The following is a 15433-nucleotide window of genomic DNA, read 5'->3' as shown; positions in this document are numbered from 1 at the left end:
TGCACTTCCGTTCCCCCGCATGCGTGTGCCGTGCTTGCATGGGCTCTCGGAAGGGAGCGACGCGTGGCGACCGTGCACCACTGGACCGGCCTGGAAGCCAGGGCCTTGCGGCTTGCCCTGCGGATGAGCGTCCGCGCGTTCGCCCAGCACCTCGGCGTTGCCGTGAGAACCGTGTCCAACTGGGACAAACACCTGTCCACGACCGAGCCCCGCCCGGACACTCAGGCGATCTTGGACACCGCTCTCGCCCGCGCGGACGCGGCGGTACACCTGCGATTCGAGACGTTCCTCTCCGAAGCCGGCGGGCCACCCCAGGCCACCCGCCGCGTCACCTCCGCGGGCCCCCGGGCCTGGGAGTACGAGTCGTGGACCGATGACCTGGACCGGGTCGTTGTCTCCCTAAGCCGGCAGAACTTCGCGTTTGCCGAAAACCTGCTGGGCCGGTGGCTGAACCGCTTCCGGCCGCCGGAGCTGGACGACAAGGGCCTGTATCTCCTCGCCCGCTCCACGGCCCTCATGGGCGACCTCAAGCGTGACCAAGGGGCAGTGGTGGGGCCGCTGTCTGCCCAGCACGCGTACACCGGAGCCCGCTCGATCTTCACCCAGCTCGACATCCCCCGTCGCGTCGCCCAGCTCGACCTCTCCTTGGCCGTCGTCGCCGAGATGTCCGGCAGCCTGGAGGCCGCCGCCCGCCATTACGAACACCTGGCTGTCGATGACCGGCTCGCCCGCCGCGACCGCGCACGGGCCCGCCTGTGGTCGGAACCGCGCTGAGCAAGGAAGGCGAGCACGACTATGCGGCCCGCGTCATGCTCGCCCCGACCCGCGACTTCGAAGATCTCGGCGAGCCGGACGACTGGTCCGTTGCCCACCAGAAACTCGCCCTCGCCCACCGAGGCACGGGGGACCTGAACAAGGCCCTGCACTTCATCGGCATCGCCCGCAGGACCGGCATCACCGACTCGCCGATGCAGCGGGTACGGCTGGACACCGCGCACGGGCACATCCTGCTGTCCGACCCCGCCACCCGGGATGATGGCCTGACGGCCCTCGATCAGGCCGCCAAGCTGGCCGCTCAGTACGGCATGAGCCACCAGCTGGCCAGCATCGAGAGCATCCGGCAGACCGCGGGGGCGACCAGCCCCGGCGGCGGTGGACAGGGAGAGAGACGCCAGTGACGACGGACATCCAGCGGGGCATCACCGACGACCAGCGCCAGCGGGCCAAGCTGATCTGGGACTACCACCAGATGGGCCACGAGCTCCGCTCGGCGGACGCCGCGATCGGCCTGGGCAGCCACGACCTGGGCGTCCCCGTCTTCTGCGCCGAGCTGTACCGGGCCCGACTCTTCCCCACCCTGGTCTTCTCGGGCGGGCCCAACCCCACCCACCCGGGCCGCTTCCCCCGGGGCGAGGCCGTCCACTTCCGCGAGCACGCGCTCGCCCTCGGCGTCCCAGATGAAGCGGTTCTGCTGGAGCCGAAAGCCCGCAATACCGGCCAGAATATCACCTTCTCCCGCGACGTGCTGGCCGCCGCCGGCATCGCAGTGAAGACCGTGCTCCTGGTTGCCATGCCCTACATGGAACGACGCGCTTTCGCCACCGCCCGCAAGGTCTGGCCCGAGGTGGAAGTGATCTGCGCCTCGGCGCCACTGGAGTTCGACGACTACTTGAAGACGATCGGCGACGAAAAGCTCGTCGTCGACCAGCTCGTCGGCGATCTGCAACGGGTGATCGAGTACCCGAGGCTCGGCTTCGCCATCGAGCAGGACGTCCCGGAGGACGTACATGCCGCATACCGATCTCTCCTCGAGGACGGCTTCGACAGCCGCCTGCTCAACCCCTGAACCACCGCCGGGCGGGCTGTGCGCCATCCACCAGCCCAACCTCTTCCCCCGGCTCTCGACCCTGGCCAAGCTGTTCGCGGCGGACTGCTGGATCGTCCTGGACGACGCCCAGTTCACCCGCCGCGACTACCAGCACCGCACCCGCCTCGCAGCCCTGGACGACCCCGCTCACCGCTGGTGGCTGTCCATCCCCTCCCAGCTCCCTAACGGCCGCAACACCACGGTCCGCGAGGTCGTGATGGCCGAGCCCGCCCGGTCTCGACAACGGACCGCGCGAATCCTCCAACAGCACTACGGATCCAGCCCCCACTGGCCCGCGCTCCGGCAGGCCCTGGCCCCCGTCCTCGACGTCTTCGCCACCAGCGACCGGACGGCGGCTGTCGCCGAAGCATCCACCCGCGCCTTGCTGGACCTCCTCGGCTGGCGGGGCCGAATCCTCCACAGCAGCAGCCTCCCGGCAAGACCAGGGCGCTCACAGCGACTCGCCGACCTCGCCGCCGCCGTCGGAGCCCGCACGTATCTGTGCGGATCCGGCGGCATGAGCTACCTCGACGCGGCCCCCTTCACCGCCAACGGCATCGCAGTCGCCCCGTTCACCGTCCCCGCGACCGGCGTGTGGGAGACCGCCCGCGAAATCAGCAGCATCTGGCCCCTGATGCGCACCGGCCCCCAGCACCTGGTTAGCAGCCTGCAAACCATCCACAGCCGCAGAAGGACACGGCAACCCCTGGATCCACACCGTGACCTGGCTGATTGGGAGCAGTGACCCCAGCCCGGGGTGCACGGCGACGCCGTCTGACCTGGCCGGACACCAAGGAGACGTCCGGCCAGCGGACTCGCCGTCGCCGCCCGGACACTGTCAGCAAACACCGTCTGCAAATGTCCCGTCCCGCATTAGCGTCCTCCTATCGCTCCTCCGACCTGCACAAGGAGGCGCAGCCGCGTGGCCAAGCTCGTCGACGGCAAGGCGACGAGCAACAGCTGGCCGTGAATGCCCCGTGATCCACCGGTCAACGAATGAGAGGGCAAGAGGATGGCGACAGCGTTACCCGTCGAGCAGACCACCACCGGATTTCTATGGCTGGACCTGACGCGGAAGTGTCAGCTCGAATGCGTGCAGTGCTACAACTCGTCAGGACCTGATGGCGACCACGGCACGATGACCCGGGACGACTGGTTCAAGGTCTTGGACCAGGCCGCCGAGCTGGGCGTCTGGCACATCACCCTCATCGGCGGAGAGCCGACCATGCACCCGCACGCGATCGAGATCGCGAGCCGCGCCCTGACGCTCGGCATCAAGGTCGAGGTCTACAGCAACCTGGTTCACGTGCCCGCCACGTGGTGGGATCTGCTCCAACGCGAGGGTATGTCCCTCGCCACGTCGTACTACTCCGACAACGCGTCGGAGCATAACGAGGTCACCCGTCGTCCGAGTCATGCCAGGACTCGCGCCAACATCATCAAGGCGCTCGAACTCGGTATCCCGGTTCGAGCCGGCATCGTCGGAGACAACGAGCAGCGCATGGAGGCGGCGAAGGCCGACCTTCAGTCGATCGGCGTCAGTCGGATCGGAACTGATCACATCCGGGAGTTCGGGCGGGCGTGCGGTAGCCAGAATCCGGATGCGACGAATCTGTGTGGGGGGTGTGGTGACGGCAGGGCCTCGATCGACCCGACCGGCGAGGTACCCCCGTGCGTCTTCTCTACCTGGATGGGTGTCGGTAACGTCCGCGAGGACTCGCTGACCTCTATCCTGAGCGGCCCCGCTCTGTCGGAGGCCGTTGACTCCCTCCGAGCCGACTGGGGGAAGAAGGACAAGGACAACGACCAGGGCCAGAAGCAGCCGTGTAACCCCGACTGCGTCCCGAAGAACCCATGCGACCCGCGGTGCGAACCGAACGACGCGTGCAGGCCGGGTACACCGCGCAGCGAATGCGGGCCCAAGAACTGACGTAACCGAGGAGACCCGACGTGGATGACCTGCCCGACGGCCACTTCAGGCAGCTGATCCTGCCGTACACCGGCAACGTCACCCACGTCCAGGTTCCGGACCGAGGGTTCAGTTCCGACTTCTCCGCAGTCATTGACAGCGAGAAGGGGCGGTTCTTCGTCAAGGCCATGTTCAACAATCCCGGAGGACGGAAAGACTCCATCCTCCGGGAACGGGCAATCAACCCCTACGTACAGCCGCTCTCGCCCCGACTGCTGTGGAGTGTTGACGGAGACGACGCTGGGTGGATCATCCTGGGTTTCGAGGCCATCGACGAGCGCGGCCTTGACTTCGAGCCCGGCTCACCGGATCTTCCCCTTGCCGTTGACCTCCTCAACCGGGCTGCGAGCCTGGAGCTGCCCGACATCGCACGGGATTGGCGGGAAGACCGGTGGGACGCCTATGTGAACAGCGAAGACGAGTTGATGCTCCTCCGTGGTGATGCCCTACTGCACACCGACATCAACCCCTCCAACCTGACGGTAGGAGAAGCGGGTGCGTGGATCATCGACTGGTCTTGGCCCACGCGCGGACCCGGTTTCATCGACCCGGCCTGTCTCGTCGTGCAGCTGATCGCCGCCGGCCACACCCCCGAATCCGCCGAGTCATGGGCCGCCGGATGCACTGCATGGGTGAATGCAGATCCGAAGGCAATCGATGCGTTCGCCGCGGCCGATCTACGTATGCACCGCCAGCTCGCCGAGCGGACCCCCAATGAGTCGTGGCTTACCGACATGGCGACAGCGGCTCAAGCGTGGGCGGACCACCGAGGCATCCCTGAGACGGGGCTGTCAGCCAACTGAGAGGTCACTGCATGAGCACTCCCGAACGACTCGCTCAGATCCTCACCAACAAGGGCGCGGTTCTCCCGGAGTGGAAGGGCGCCGTAGCCTCGGTCGACCGCAAACTCTTCGTGCCCGACACCGTCGAGGTGGACGACCGGCCGCTCTCGCGCAGTGAGCGCCCGGAGCGGTGGCTGACCGTGGTCTACGGCGACCTGCCGCTCGTCACCCAGGTCAACGACGGCAAGGACCTGGGTGACGACGAGGCGTACAGACTGCCGACGTCCTCGTCCTCCATGCCCTCGCTCATGCTGGAGATGCTTCAGCTGCTGGACGTACGCGAGGGTCACCGCGCCATGGACGCCGGAGCCGGCACGGGCTACAACCTCGCCTGGCTCTCGCACCGGCTTGGCTCGGACAACGTCTTCGGCATCGACGTCGATCCCGTGATCGTCGAGCAGGCCATCAAGAACCTGGCAGCGGCCGGGTACACCCCGCACGTCGTGTGCGGCGACGCCGAGAAGGGGTGTGCGGACGGGGCACTGCACGACCGGTGGCTCGCGACGTTCACCGTCCCCGAGATCCCTTACGCATGGGTCGAGCAGACCCCGGCCGGGCGCATCGTCGCCCCTTGGGGCGGCAGCTACCACTCGTACAGTTTCGCCGTCCTCGATGTCCGGGACGGCGTCGCCGAGGGCAGGTTCAGCGGCTACCCGGCCTTCATGCGCTCCCGTACGAACCGCCCTGACCGCGGGTACCTCAGCGACTTCCTTCACCACCAGGACGATGCCGCCCGCAGCACAACCGCGCTCTCGCCCCGCGATCTGGCGGCCGAGTACGAGGCGAAGTTCTTCATCGGCCTCGGCCTCCGTGACGCCTGGTCCCTGCTGGCCGAGGCCAACGACGGCAGCTACGAAGCCACCCTGTGGCTGCTCGCCGATGACCGGATGTCCTGGGCTTCCGTGGACTACGTGCCCGGACACGACACCTTCGCCGTCGAGCAGTACGGACCCCGCTCCCTCTGGGACGAACTGGAGGCCGCCTACCGTAGATGGGAGCGACTCGGCCGCCCCGAAAGCGACCGTGCCGGCCTCACCGTCACCTCTGGCGGACAGCACGTCTAGCTCGACACCCCGGACAACATCATCGACTGAGCTCCAGCAATGGATCGAGGAAGCCGAACGTGCTGCCGTTCAGTGGACCAAGCTACTGTCGGCCTTGCCCACATCGCTCTCACGTTTGTTATAGCGGTTGTGCCATTTCGTACGACGGCGCTCCGGAAAGCGGTAGCGTGCCAGCGAAGCAAGCCACGCCTACCCCAGGAAGGCAACATGTCTGAATTGCCGGGCTCTGCGGAAGTGAGTAAAAACCCGCGTCCCGCAATGTAAAGCCGCTGGTCAGCTCCTGTGGTCCCCGCGCACGCGGGGGTGGTCCCAGGACCTCGTTCGCGAGGGTCTGACCGGACACGTGGTCCCCGCGCACGCGGGGGTGGTCCTGAAGGGGCCGGAGAATTTTCTGCCGTATGCGCGTGGTCCCCGCGCACGCGGGGGTGGCCCCCCCGGAGGTCGGGCTCGGTGGCTCGGTAGAGCAGGTGGTCCCCGCTGGTAGAGCAGGGAGACGGCCGTGGCCAGCCGGTCCCCGCGCACGCGGGGCTGGTCCCGGCTGGACGCTGGCCGACGCCGACCAGCACGTCTGGTCCCTCGCGCATGCTGGGGTGGCCTCACCTGCGATGACCTCCGTCTACTCGTGGCGTCGAATGGACACGTCGAGGAGGGCGTCGAATGGCGGACCGTCCCAGTGTCTGAGGCCATCGCGCCGAAGGTACGAGCGTTCATGGCGGCATCCGGGCTCGCTCACGGAGCGTTGGACTTCGTCGTCGATGAGGCCGGGGAATGGCACTTCCTGGAGTGCCACCCGCAGGGCAGTTCAGGTTCATCGAGCTGACGGCCGACCAGCCCATCGCACGGGCTACCTCTGAATAGCTGGCCAGCTGACGCATTCGCCGCATCTGCTGCCCTGCCCATGCGCTTGCCCGAAGCGAACGGCCAGGGCCCCGCCCTTCAGAGCCTCCGTACGGCCCACGACAAGCGTGTCGGGTTCGGCCTTGGTCAGATCAACTCCCTTGAAATTGAGGGTTGTAGACGTCCCGTCAGTGTTGACTTCGCCTCCTGACGGGTGCTGCAGCGCGAGCCGTCCCACGAGGACTAACACCAGGAGGCGCGCATGGCCACCACAGGGGGCAGCCCACTCCCGCCCCTGATTCGCCGGCCTCGACAAGCCTGGGTCACCGTTCTTATCAATGCCTCGGCCGTGCCTTCGGATTTACGCACAGCGATCTTCCTATCACTGCGCATGTGCGAGCGAGGATTCCGCCGGACCGCGCCTACGGGCCCGCCGCGAGCCACGCCAAGGCCGGTCGATGCAGGTTGTCGCACCCGGGGCTCGGGCAGGCGTTCCGGGCCGCCGGGAGCCAGGGGTGCCCACGCGCCATGTGCCCGTCGTGCGGGCGCCAGGAGGAGGCGAAGGCGTCACGCTCCCCCGGGAGGCTGAGCATTTATTACGGCGTAATGAGCGTCAGTCGTGCCGGGGGCGTCAGCAACTGCCAGTCAAGAACCGGACCATCCCGGCGTGTCGAGACGCATTGAGATCACAAATTCATAGACGGAATGCGCTCTTCCTTATGCCAGGAAGGTATAAAAAGGTACAAGACACGCCTAAACCGACGATGCATCAGCGGCAGAAGTCAGTAAGGTGACGTCATGGCATCTCCGTACCCCGATGGTGAGCGGGAAAAGGTAGCGTCCAAGCTGCCCAGCGCGCTCCGCCAAGAACTCAAGGTCCGCGCCGCTGAGCTCCGGATCGACATTCAGGACGCCGTCACCGACGGCATCAACGCCTGGCGTGCAAACACCACGGCGCCCTCCCCCGTCGACACCACCGGCGCCGACTCGTTCAGCACCTGGCTCCCCGCCGGCCTGTACGACGCCTTCAAGGCCGACTGCACCGACCGCAAGGTCTCCTACACCCAGGGCCTGGCCCAGTCGATCCGCGGCTGGCTCGACGCGCACGACTCCCCCGGCGCACGCCCCGAGACCGGCTTCCCCCAGCGCAAGATTATTTGCAACCAGAAGGGCGGCGTCGGCAAGACCTCCGTCGCGGCCGGTGTCGCCGAGGCATACGCCGAAGCCGGCAAGCGCGTCCTGCTCGTCGACTACGACCCCCAGGGCCACCTCAGCGAACAGCTCGGGATCCCCCAGATCGCACCCGGGCACGACAGCCTCGTGGCCCACATGTGCGCCGAGGGCAAGGGCGACCTCCGGGATCTGCTCGTGACGATCGAGGGCGAACGTTTCGGCAAGCGCCTCCACGTCCTGCCCGCCTGCTTCGACGGGTTCCTCCTCGACGCACGGATCGCCACCAACACGCGCATCCGTCACCGCGAGACCACTCTGGAACGGGCCCTGGAACCGCTCGAGGACGACTTCGACGTCATCGTCGTCGACTGTCCCCCGAGCCTCGGCATCGCGATGGACGCCGCCATCTACTACGGCCGACGACGCCCCAACGAACAGGCCGGCGTCTCGGGCGTCATCATCCCCGTCCTCGCCGAGGACAGCTCCGCCACCGCCTACGCCATGCTCGCGGACCAGATCGGCTCCTTGTGCGACGACCTCGAGCTCGACCTGGACTACCTGGGCCTCGTGGTGAACCTGTACGACAGCCGTCGCGGCTACGTGGCCACCTCCTCCCTCAATGAGTGGAAGAAGCTCGGTGAGCCCCCGGTACTCGCGGTGATCGGCGACCTGAAGGAACAGCGCGAAGCCGTCCGCAAGCGCCGGGCCCTCCTGGACTACGCACCGCTGAGTGACCAGGCCGAGGCGATGCGGCAGATCGCGAGCGCGACGTCATGAGCAAGGCCGACCAGATGGGGGAGTCCTCCGCGTTCTCCCGTGCCGGCACCGCTCGTAGCGCCCGTGGCCGGGCCATCAGCAGCGCGCTGGAGGGCAGCGGCCCGAACCAGCTCGCCCTGCACCTCCTGGGCCACAACCCCGACAACCCCCGCGAACAGCTCGGGGACGTCACCGACCTCGCGAACAGTCTCCGCGACCACGGGCAGAAGCAACCGCTCGGGATCATGACGCGGGACGCCTACCTGGAGGCCAACCCCGGGCGTGACGGCGAGCTGGAGCCGAGGGCCATGTATGTGGTCATCGACGGCAACCGCCGCCTGGCCGCCGCACGGGAAGCGGGTCTGTCCTCCCTCAAGGTCATGGTGGACGACAGCCTCGGCGGCGACCACAACGCGATCTTGGAGTCCGCTCTCGTCGCGAACATCCACCGCGAGGCGTTCGAGCCCCTGGACGAGGCCAAAGCCCTGCAGCAGCTGCTGGAGGTACACCAGACACAGGACCGGCTCGCGAAACGGCTGCACCGTTCCCAGGGATGGGTCTCCCAGCGTCTGGCACTCCTGAAGCTCACCCCCGAACTCCAAAGGCGGCTCGAAGCCGGCGAGGAGCCGGTGGACCTGCTGCGCGCCGTCGGGCGCAAGGCTCCGGAGAGTCAGGAAGCGGTACTCCAGGCCCTCAAGGAGCAGAAGGCTCAGGAGCAAGCGGAGAAGGCCGCGAGAAAGGCCGCGCGTCAGGCGGAGGCCCACCGGCCTCCGGTCCAGGCCACGGCCCCGGGTTCTGATGAAGCACCTGGCGGTCTTCATTACGACGTAATGAAGACCACTGACAGCCCGGTCGCGGGCCGGACGCAGAACCAGCGGACTGCCCCTGCTCCGGACTCCCCCGGTCCGGACGGTCCGACGGGTGGTCTTCATTACGACGTAATGAAGACCAGCGCCGACCCGGCGCCCGCTGCCAGGTCGGTCTCCCCCGGCCCCGCGCACTCCGAGAACGTTCCGACGAGTGTGGGAGTCGGCGAGATGCCCTGGCACAGTCCGGCCGCGGTACTGCGCATCCTGCGTGAGCACATGCAGGCGGCTGACTTCGAGCAGCTGGTGAAGGAAGGCATCGAGCTGCTCTGAGGACAACGGCCCCTCAAAAACTTCAGGGCCCCGCTTCCCGCCTCTGGCGGTGGGAAGCGGGGCCCTTTTGCTACCCAGTCCTCTGGAGCCCGGCGCAAGAGAGCACCACAGAGAGCCTTCCTCCCTCATACCGGCGAAGCGCGCAGAGACCCCACACCCGCCTCGGCCACCTCGCCAGGGCAGCCCGCAGCCCGACCCCTGACGCACCGACCCCGACGCGCAGAGGTGACGCGCAGCCAGCCGCCAGGATTCAGGGACGCCAGCACGCACACGGAGGGCTCTGTGAAGCGTCGTCCGTGCGAGCTCAAGGCGTACTCCACCCGCACCCGAGCCGACACGCCTTCGTCGAGCCAGCCCTCCGGTGTACTCAGGAGCCGGGCGTCTTATTACGCCGTAATAAGACGAGGCACCTCAGGTGATGGGCTGCGCCCAGGGGGAACTACCGCTGCGGCCTCTGCAAATACGCTCCTCGGTCACTCGTCCTGCTTGTCGGAACCAGCTTCGCCCGCCTGAGGGAGAGCGGCTCGCTGGGAGGTCCGGATGGGGGAGGGCCTGCAGGAGGCAGGGTGGGAGGCGCGTCGTGCGATCGTCCCGACACAAGCGGGGCGGGGCTCTTGGCTGCACAGCCGCCCCGGCCGGGTAGTCGGCCCGTGCTCAGTCCAGCTTCGCTGTTCTCCCGAACGCCGCCGGTCCGAAACAGCACGGCGCCCTGCCGACCAAGGCAGCGGAGTCCGGTGCCACGCGCCTGACGGGCTCGCGATGCCCTGCGGCAGACGACACTCCACCGGCCGCCGCAGGGAGGCGAGGGGCCGCGAAGTGATCGTTCCCGGGACACCCGGCACAGGGCCCTGCGGCCGACCGCGCGGATGTGCTCGTACGAACAGATCGGCTCAGCCTCTGCGAGGCCTCTCGTGGAGAAAGCTGCCGGCATCAAGCGGTCGGCTTCGGTCCGTGGCCTCAGCGGCGCCCGGGCGGCAGGGGAGTCAGGGCCTGCCGGCCTACACCCGCTCTTGGTATTGCTCGACCGCCGAGGGCCTGCGGTCGAGCAGTGGCTCGAGGTGACGTTCCACGGATTCGGCCCACAGGTCGATGTCCTGGCCGGTGTCGTGGAAGAACCAGGTCGTGAGGCTACCGAGATCGTCGAGAGCGACGTCGGACTCATAACGGAGTTCGCAGTGGATCTGCGTGAAGTGGTCGTGCTCGCCCTCGTCGTCGATCACAGCGAACTGCCGGGCGAAGTCCATGATGAACATCGGCGGCCCGGAGAAGGCGTGTGTGCCGTACTGGAAGAGGAGCCCGTCGGCGTCCGGCAGAGGTGGCGTGGCGAAGCGCTGCCGCCCGAACCGTAGGAAGGCCCCCCACGCTGCCTCCAGCGTCGGCACGGACGTCGCCGGTGTTACGGTCTTCAGCTCAGTACGGAGGAAGGCGCATGCTTCCTCCATCGGCAGCCGGTCGGGCATGCGGTACTCCTCGGGTTCTTGAGATCAACAGCATGCACTGGCGTAGTGAGGGCTTCTGGCCTCAGCTGTGCCGAGTACCTGGCCTGTGATTCGCCCGGGGCGGGCTGAAGCATGAGCAGCCCAGACGCTCGACGCCCGTGCAGGGTGTCTGCGGCTCAAGGTCCGGGGGATCGGCGCCATGGACGTCAGGATCCTCGTTTCCTGGTCCCGCAGTCACATCTCTCCTCTACGAGCGCACGGCCGCAAGCCACCGGCACGCGGCCGGCCACGAACGCGACGGCTCCTTTGCACCCTCGTCCATAGCGATGGGTGCGGCCTCGCAGGCCTCTTGAGGATGTGGCCACAGTTCCACGCACGCTGTGCGGAGCGGCCATGGGCAGGGGAGCTCGACACAGCGGCGGGGGATACCCCCTGTCTCAGGGCAAGGGGACGAGCTGGCTCAGTCGAGCCAGAGGTGCGGGCTCACACAGGGCTCACACTCTGGGGAACGCGACCGACCGCTGGGCAGGCGGCACAGGCCTTTCATCGCGACCGTACAAAGCCTCTTCTGGTGGCAACGGGAGATTTCCGCGACGGCGTGTGCGGGTCCGGTCCGTCAGGGCATTGCGAGGTTCGGCCCTGTGGCCTGACGCCGGAGGTGCCGAGTTGGCATTGAGATCATCGCTGCATGACTGACGCACCCCTGCTGCCCACGGGTTGGACACTTCAGCGGATTCGTGACGTGTCCGGGGACCACGAGGCCATCCCGCTCCGCACCAACCGGACTGTGACATGGTCCGCCGCTCCAGAGGATCCCGAGCTGGCACCTCCCGCGATCGTGCTGGGCTTCCATGACCTTTGCCTCGTGCAGCTCGTCGACGACACGGACTGGTACATGGGCAGTCTCAACGACGACGGCAGCGTCGGCTGCTGGGCGACCTACGGCGACTTCTACCAGGCATTGCGCGGGCTGTGAGACAGCAGTCCACCGAGCATTTCCATCGACCGCAGACCCGTTCGTTCGCGCCGCAGCGCGGCCGTTGCACTGCGGCTGATCGTTGAATCGCCGGCCCATCGGACGGGGCCGGCCATTTCCTGGAGGCCCCGTGCCTGGCGCATCCGTCGGGTGTCTTCTCAGCGGCGGGGGCTCCCCGTCTCACCGGCGTTTGATCGTGACGCAGTGGGACGGGCTGGTCTCCCCGCCTCGTGCGGCGGCCGCCGTCTCCAGCAGGGGCCGGCCGTCGATCTGCACCGCCTGACGCTCCCCTGGTTCCCATCCGCGGGCCGACGTTGCGTCGAGCAGGGCCCGGACGGCGCCCGGCTGGTGCAGGTTCAGGGAGCTGCCCTGGACGTATCCCACGTCCCCGGAGCCCATGGGGAACCCGCTGACGTACCGGCCTGGGCCCTCGGTGAAGACGATGCGCAGCGGGCCGCCGGTGCCTGCCGGCTGTGGGTACAGCATGAGGGTCTCGCGACAGCCTGCGGGCCGGCCGCTGTCGTGCTCGCGGTGGCTGTGGCGGAGCGTCCACAGGTACGCGCGTCCGTCGGCGACGAGCCGCCGGGCTTCTTCGTACGTCGGGGCATGAAGCCGGGGGTAAGTGCCCAGGTCCGCACGACAGAGGTCTGCTGGAACAGGACGCGGGGGAGTAGGACAAGGCCGTCATGGGTGACAGCTGGTCGGCATTATTACGTCGTAATAGCCGGGCAGGTCCGCGCTCTGTCGGGGGATGTGGGCCTGGGTGCGGTGGTACGGGGGATTGCTGGCCGCTCTTCCTCATACCTGGGCGAGTGAACGGCTACCTCACCGCAGGCCCTCGGGCGCATGTCCGGCGAGCAGCGACTCCGCAGGATCCGGGAACGGTGACCCGTAGCAGCGACGTTCGTGCGCGACTGTCACCGCAGCTCTGGGACGGAAGCCTGGAGGCATCCGGGAGCCGGCTCCAGGTGCGGGGTGGCTGCCGTTCGTGCCCGGGGGAGCGAGGCCGTCGCACCTGTCGTGTGGAGGGTCGCCGTGCCCGTGGTGAGGCGGAGCACCAGGTCGACCAGCTGGTGGGTGTAGAGCCTTCGCGCGTCGGTTTCCCCGAGCATGGCGATGGCGTTGCGGACCAGGCCGTGGTCCTTCTGGGCGTCACGCCGCATGTCGATGACGAGTTCCCGGGGAAGCGATTCGAGGCTCGTGCAGGGCGTCTCCGCCTGAGGAGCTTCCTGGGCGTCCGAGGTCCGCTGCCGGAGGTCGGCGAGCGTCTGCTGGACCTCCGCCATCACGCGAGGGCTGTGGGGCGCGAGCCAGTCGCCTTCCCACTCGGTGTGGCGGGAGCGCTCCGCACGCCGCATGTCACGGTCGATCTCGACCTGCGCGGCACGGGTCGCCTCGGTGGTCCAGGTGGTGGCAGCGCCGCGGAGGCGGGCGGCCAGCAGGCCGGACGGGCGGCGGATCGTCGCGGGTTCGGGCGCGAGGTTGAGCCAGGCGATGACCTGGTCCGCTGTCCATCCGGCGTCGGCGACCTGCTTGAGCACCCAGGCGATACGGGGGGTGGAGGCGCGGCTCAGCCAGGGCACCCGGCGGATGAGCTCGCCTGCCAGCTGGTAGCGGCGTCCGACCTGGTTGAGCTTCCGGGCCTGGGGTTCCTGCTGCTTTCGGACGAGAGGTGCCTTCTTCCCGTTGTCGAGCTTGCTCTCAGAGGGAGTAGTGGTTACATCCGCAGAAGAAGACGCTGAGGTACTTACCTCCATTGGGGTGCAACGGGCCTTCGGCTTCCGGCGGGCTTTGCGGACCTTCCTCGCCGCCTTCTTGGCCAGCTTCATGATGAGTGCGCGGCCGCGTTCGGCGATGCCGACAGGTCGCCGTTCCGTGCCCGCTCCTGTGGTGCGGATGCCGAGGGCGAGGTCGAAGGCCGGGGGGATGACACGCGCGAACTCACTGGCCAGGTTGGGCAGCCCTGACATACGGGTGCCCTTGACCAGGTAGGCCAGGAGACCGGCCTCACGGAGCATCTCCAGGTGGTACTGCACCGTGCGGCGTGAGAGGCCCGTGAGGCGGACCAGATGCGCGATTCCGGGCCGGCACGGGGTGAGGTCGGCGAGGAACTGGGCGATACGTACGGTCGTCTCCCCGAAACGCGGCCCGTGCTGACGCCGCGGCTGGTAGCTCCCCGAGCCGACGACCCAGTGGACGGCCTGCATCCAGGAGTAGGAACACGTGGCGATACGGCTGGCGGTCGTCGCCACCCACTGCTCGGAAGGGGGCACGACAGGCATGTGCGTCACGACCGGGCCCCCCGCGAAACGTCCGCCCAGGCGCGTTCAGAAACGTCGCAGGCACCCGTGCGAGGGAGCACGAGGGCCTGAATGTCGACTGGGGGAGTGGAAAAACTTCGCGAAACGCCCACGCGGGCAGCGTGGAGCTGACAAACGGCATACCGATCGTGCAAGATGTACTCGTCCTGTTCGGGAGAAGAGGGCACAACAAAGCACTCTCTTTGATGGGTGCTTCTGGGGAGAAGCAAGATCGCGTGGAACGAAGCCGGTGTGGCAACCGGGTCGGACCACGCACTGGACCGAAGCCCTGGCAGGCTTTGATCCAGCGGAAGTAGCCGCTATGGGCTGGCACCCAAGCGGCTGGGCGGGAGCGGAAGTCCCCTGGCAGGGACTAACCCACCGCCCTGACGGGCGCGAGCTACGTCATCCAAATCCCTTCATCAAAACAATCCTTGGTAAGCCGGCCCTCCCACGGAGGAACACCGGCAGCTCGGGAGGCGGCACAGGCACGGACGGTACGAACCGCCGGAGCCCGCCGCCAGGACTCAGCAGCCGACCCGAACAGACGGGCAGCTGACAACGAAAGAGTCCTGGGCACCAGAGAATGTGCCTGTGGCCCGGCCATTTTCATGGACGGGCTGGGCCTGAGCGCTTCGACGCGGAAGACAGTCGGACACTCCACGACCACCTCATCCGCGAGCCTGTCTAAGAAGAAGCCGACAGGCCAAGCGATGGCCGGGTTTCGCGACCGCCCGAGGACAGCTGACCGAGCGACACCAAGTGGACGTGGTTCGGCACGGCTGAAGTCGAGGGCCGGCAGTAGCGCGGCCGCGGCACTCATCGCCGGCCTGCGGTTGAAGATGACGGACCCACGCTCGACGCCGGTGTGATCGTCACGGCGGAGCTTCGAGTCCCATTGTCTACATGCCCGCAGACCCGGGTAGTCTTTGCCATAAGTGCTGACACCTCTTCTTCTCTACGGTTGTGAGTGTCGGCCCGGCCCCGCACCAGATGTTTGCCGCATCTGGAACCCTGCGGGGCCGTTCCCTTTTGACTTGTGACCGGCCAGGCACCCGGTGACGGGTCGTC

The 15433-nt window shown here is 67.6% G+C and carries 11 protein-coding genes and 1 pseudogene; 9 read left to right on the top strand and 3 right to left on the bottom strand.

Annotation, left to right across the window (positions count from 1 at the left end; genetic code table 11):
* The first annotated feature begins 63 nt into the window (after positions 1 to 63).
* The 8 genes and pseudogenes from LUZ64_RS33015 to LUZ64_RS32980 all read left to right on the top strand — a co-directional run bounded on the left by LUZ64_RS33015 (position 64) and on the right by LUZ64_RS32980 (position 9647).
* Positions 64 to 1178, top strand: a pseudogene (locus LUZ64_RS33015) (helix-turn-helix domain-containing protein).
* A complete protein-coding gene (locus LUZ64_RS33010) occupies positions 1175 to 1846 on the top strand; it encodes a YdcF family protein (protein WP_232390548.1) in 672 nt (223 codons plus the stop codon). Before LUZ64_RS33015 ends, LUZ64_RS33010 begins: the two are co-directional and overlap by 4 nt.
* Positions 1788 to 2612, top strand: a complete 825-nt coding sequence (locus tag LUZ64_RS33005; protein ID WP_095582623.1) for a WbqC family protein — start codon at positions 1788 to 1790, stop codon at positions 2610 to 2612. The genes LUZ64_RS33010 and LUZ64_RS33005 overlap by 59 nt, the downstream gene beginning before the upstream one ends.
* Positions 2613 to 2879: 267 nt before the next feature.
* Positions 2880 to 3797, top strand: coding sequence for a radical SAM/SPASM domain-containing protein (locus tag LUZ64_RS33000; RefSeq protein ID WP_095582624.1), 918 nt, complete (start codon positions 2880 to 2882; stop codon positions 3795 to 3797).
* 20 nt (positions 3798 to 3817) lie between these two features.
* A complete protein-coding gene (locus tag LUZ64_RS32995; RefSeq protein WP_095582625.1) occupies positions 3818 to 4639 on the top strand; it encodes a protein kinase in 822 nt (273 codons plus the stop codon).
* 11 nt (positions 4640 to 4650) lie between these two features.
* Positions 4651 to 5742, top strand: a complete 1092-nt coding sequence (locus tag LUZ64_RS32990) for a methyltransferase domain-containing protein (protein ID WP_095582626.1) — start codon at positions 4651 to 4653, stop codon at positions 5740 to 5742.
* 1635 nt (positions 5743 to 7377) lie between these two features.
* The gene (locus tag LUZ64_RS32985) at positions 7378 to 8529 is read left to right on the top strand and encodes a ParA family protein (RefSeq protein WP_095582627.1); all 1152 of its coding nucleotides are present in this window, start codon (positions 7378 to 7380) and stop codon (positions 8527 to 8529) included.
* Complete coding sequence (locus tag LUZ64_RS32980) at positions 8526 to 9647, top strand: ParB/RepB/Spo0J family partition protein (protein ID WP_095582628.1); 1122 nt, start codon at positions 8526 to 8528, stop codon at positions 9645 to 9647. Before LUZ64_RS32985 ends, LUZ64_RS32980 begins: the two co-directional genes overlap by 4 nt.
* Positions 9648 to 10645: 998 nt before the next feature.
* Here LUZ64_RS32980 and LUZ64_RS32975 read toward each other — a convergent pair.
* The gene (locus LUZ64_RS32975; protein WP_095582629.1) at positions 10646 to 11107 is read right to left on the bottom strand and encodes a hypothetical protein; all 462 of its coding nucleotides are present in this window, start codon (positions 11105 to 11107) and stop codon (positions 10646 to 10648) included.
* A 667-nt stretch (positions 11108 to 11774) separates the two neighbouring features.
* On the opposite strand from LUZ64_RS32975, the gene LUZ64_RS32970 reads away from it, so the two are divergent.
* Positions 11775 to 12062 carry a hypothetical protein gene (locus tag LUZ64_RS32970; RefSeq protein ID WP_095582630.1) on the top strand — a complete coding sequence of 96 codons (288 nt, stop codon included), beginning with the start codon at positions 11775 to 11777 and terminating at the stop codon, positions 12060 to 12062.
* Between the two features lie 180 nt (positions 12063 to 12242).
* Here LUZ64_RS32970 and LUZ64_RS32965 read toward each other — a convergent pair whose 3' ends face one another.
* Entirely contained in the window at positions 12243 to 12548 is a 306-nt protein-coding gene (locus LUZ64_RS32965; protein ID WP_232390547.1) for a hypothetical protein, read from the bottom strand.
* A 431-nt stretch (positions 12549 to 12979) separates the two neighbouring features.
* Positions 12980 to 14344, bottom strand: a complete 1365-nt coding sequence (locus LUZ64_RS32960; protein WP_232390563.1) for a helix-turn-helix domain-containing protein — start codon at positions 14342 to 14344, stop codon at positions 12980 to 12982.
* Positions 14345 to 15433 lie beyond the last annotated feature (1089 nt).

Source organism: Streptomyces albireticuli (genome assembly GCF_021228125.1).
Lineage (GTDB): Bacteria > Actinomycetota > Actinomycetes > Streptomycetales > Streptomycetaceae > Streptomyces > Streptomyces albireticuli.
The sequence above is the reverse complement of the archived record's forward strand: the minus strand, read 5'-3'. Positions and strand labels throughout refer to the sequence as shown.

Excerpts from the sequence above, each read along its gene's own strand:
- LUZ64_RS32985 (WP_095582627.1), top strand. The coding sequence starts at position 7,378 with ATGGCATCTCCGTACCCCGATGGTGAGCGGGAAAAGGTAGCGTCCAAG.
- LUZ64_RS32965 (WP_232390547.1), bottom strand. The coding sequence starts at position 12,548 with ATGCTGTACCCACAGCCGGCAGGCACCGGCGGCCCGCTGCGCATCGTC.
- LUZ64_RS33000 (WP_095582624.1), top strand. The coding sequence starts at position 2,880 with ATGGCGACAGCGTTACCCGTCGAGCAGACCACCACCGGATTTCTATGG.
- LUZ64_RS32970 (WP_095582630.1), top strand. The coding sequence starts at position 11,775 with ATGACTGACGCACCCCTGCTGCCCACGGGTTGGACACTTCAGCGGATT.
- LUZ64_RS32980 (WP_095582628.1), top strand. The coding sequence starts at position 8,526 with ATGAGCAAGGCCGACCAGATGGGGGAGTCCTCCGCGTTCTCCCGTGCC.
- LUZ64_RS32960 (WP_232390563.1), bottom strand. The coding sequence starts at position 14,344 with ATGCCTGTCGTGCCCCCTTCCGAGCAGTGGGTGGCGACGACCGCCAGC.
- LUZ64_RS32975 (WP_095582629.1), bottom strand. The coding sequence starts at position 11,107 with ATGCCCGACCGGCTGCCGATGGAGGAAGCATGCGCCTTCCTCCGTACT.
- LUZ64_RS32990 (WP_095582626.1), top strand. The coding sequence starts at position 4,651 with ATGAGCACTCCCGAACGACTCGCTCAGATCCTCACCAACAAGGGCGCG.
- LUZ64_RS33005 (WP_095582623.1), top strand. The coding sequence starts at position 1,788 with ATGCCGCATACCGATCTCTCCTCGAGGACGGCTTCGACAGCCGCCTGC.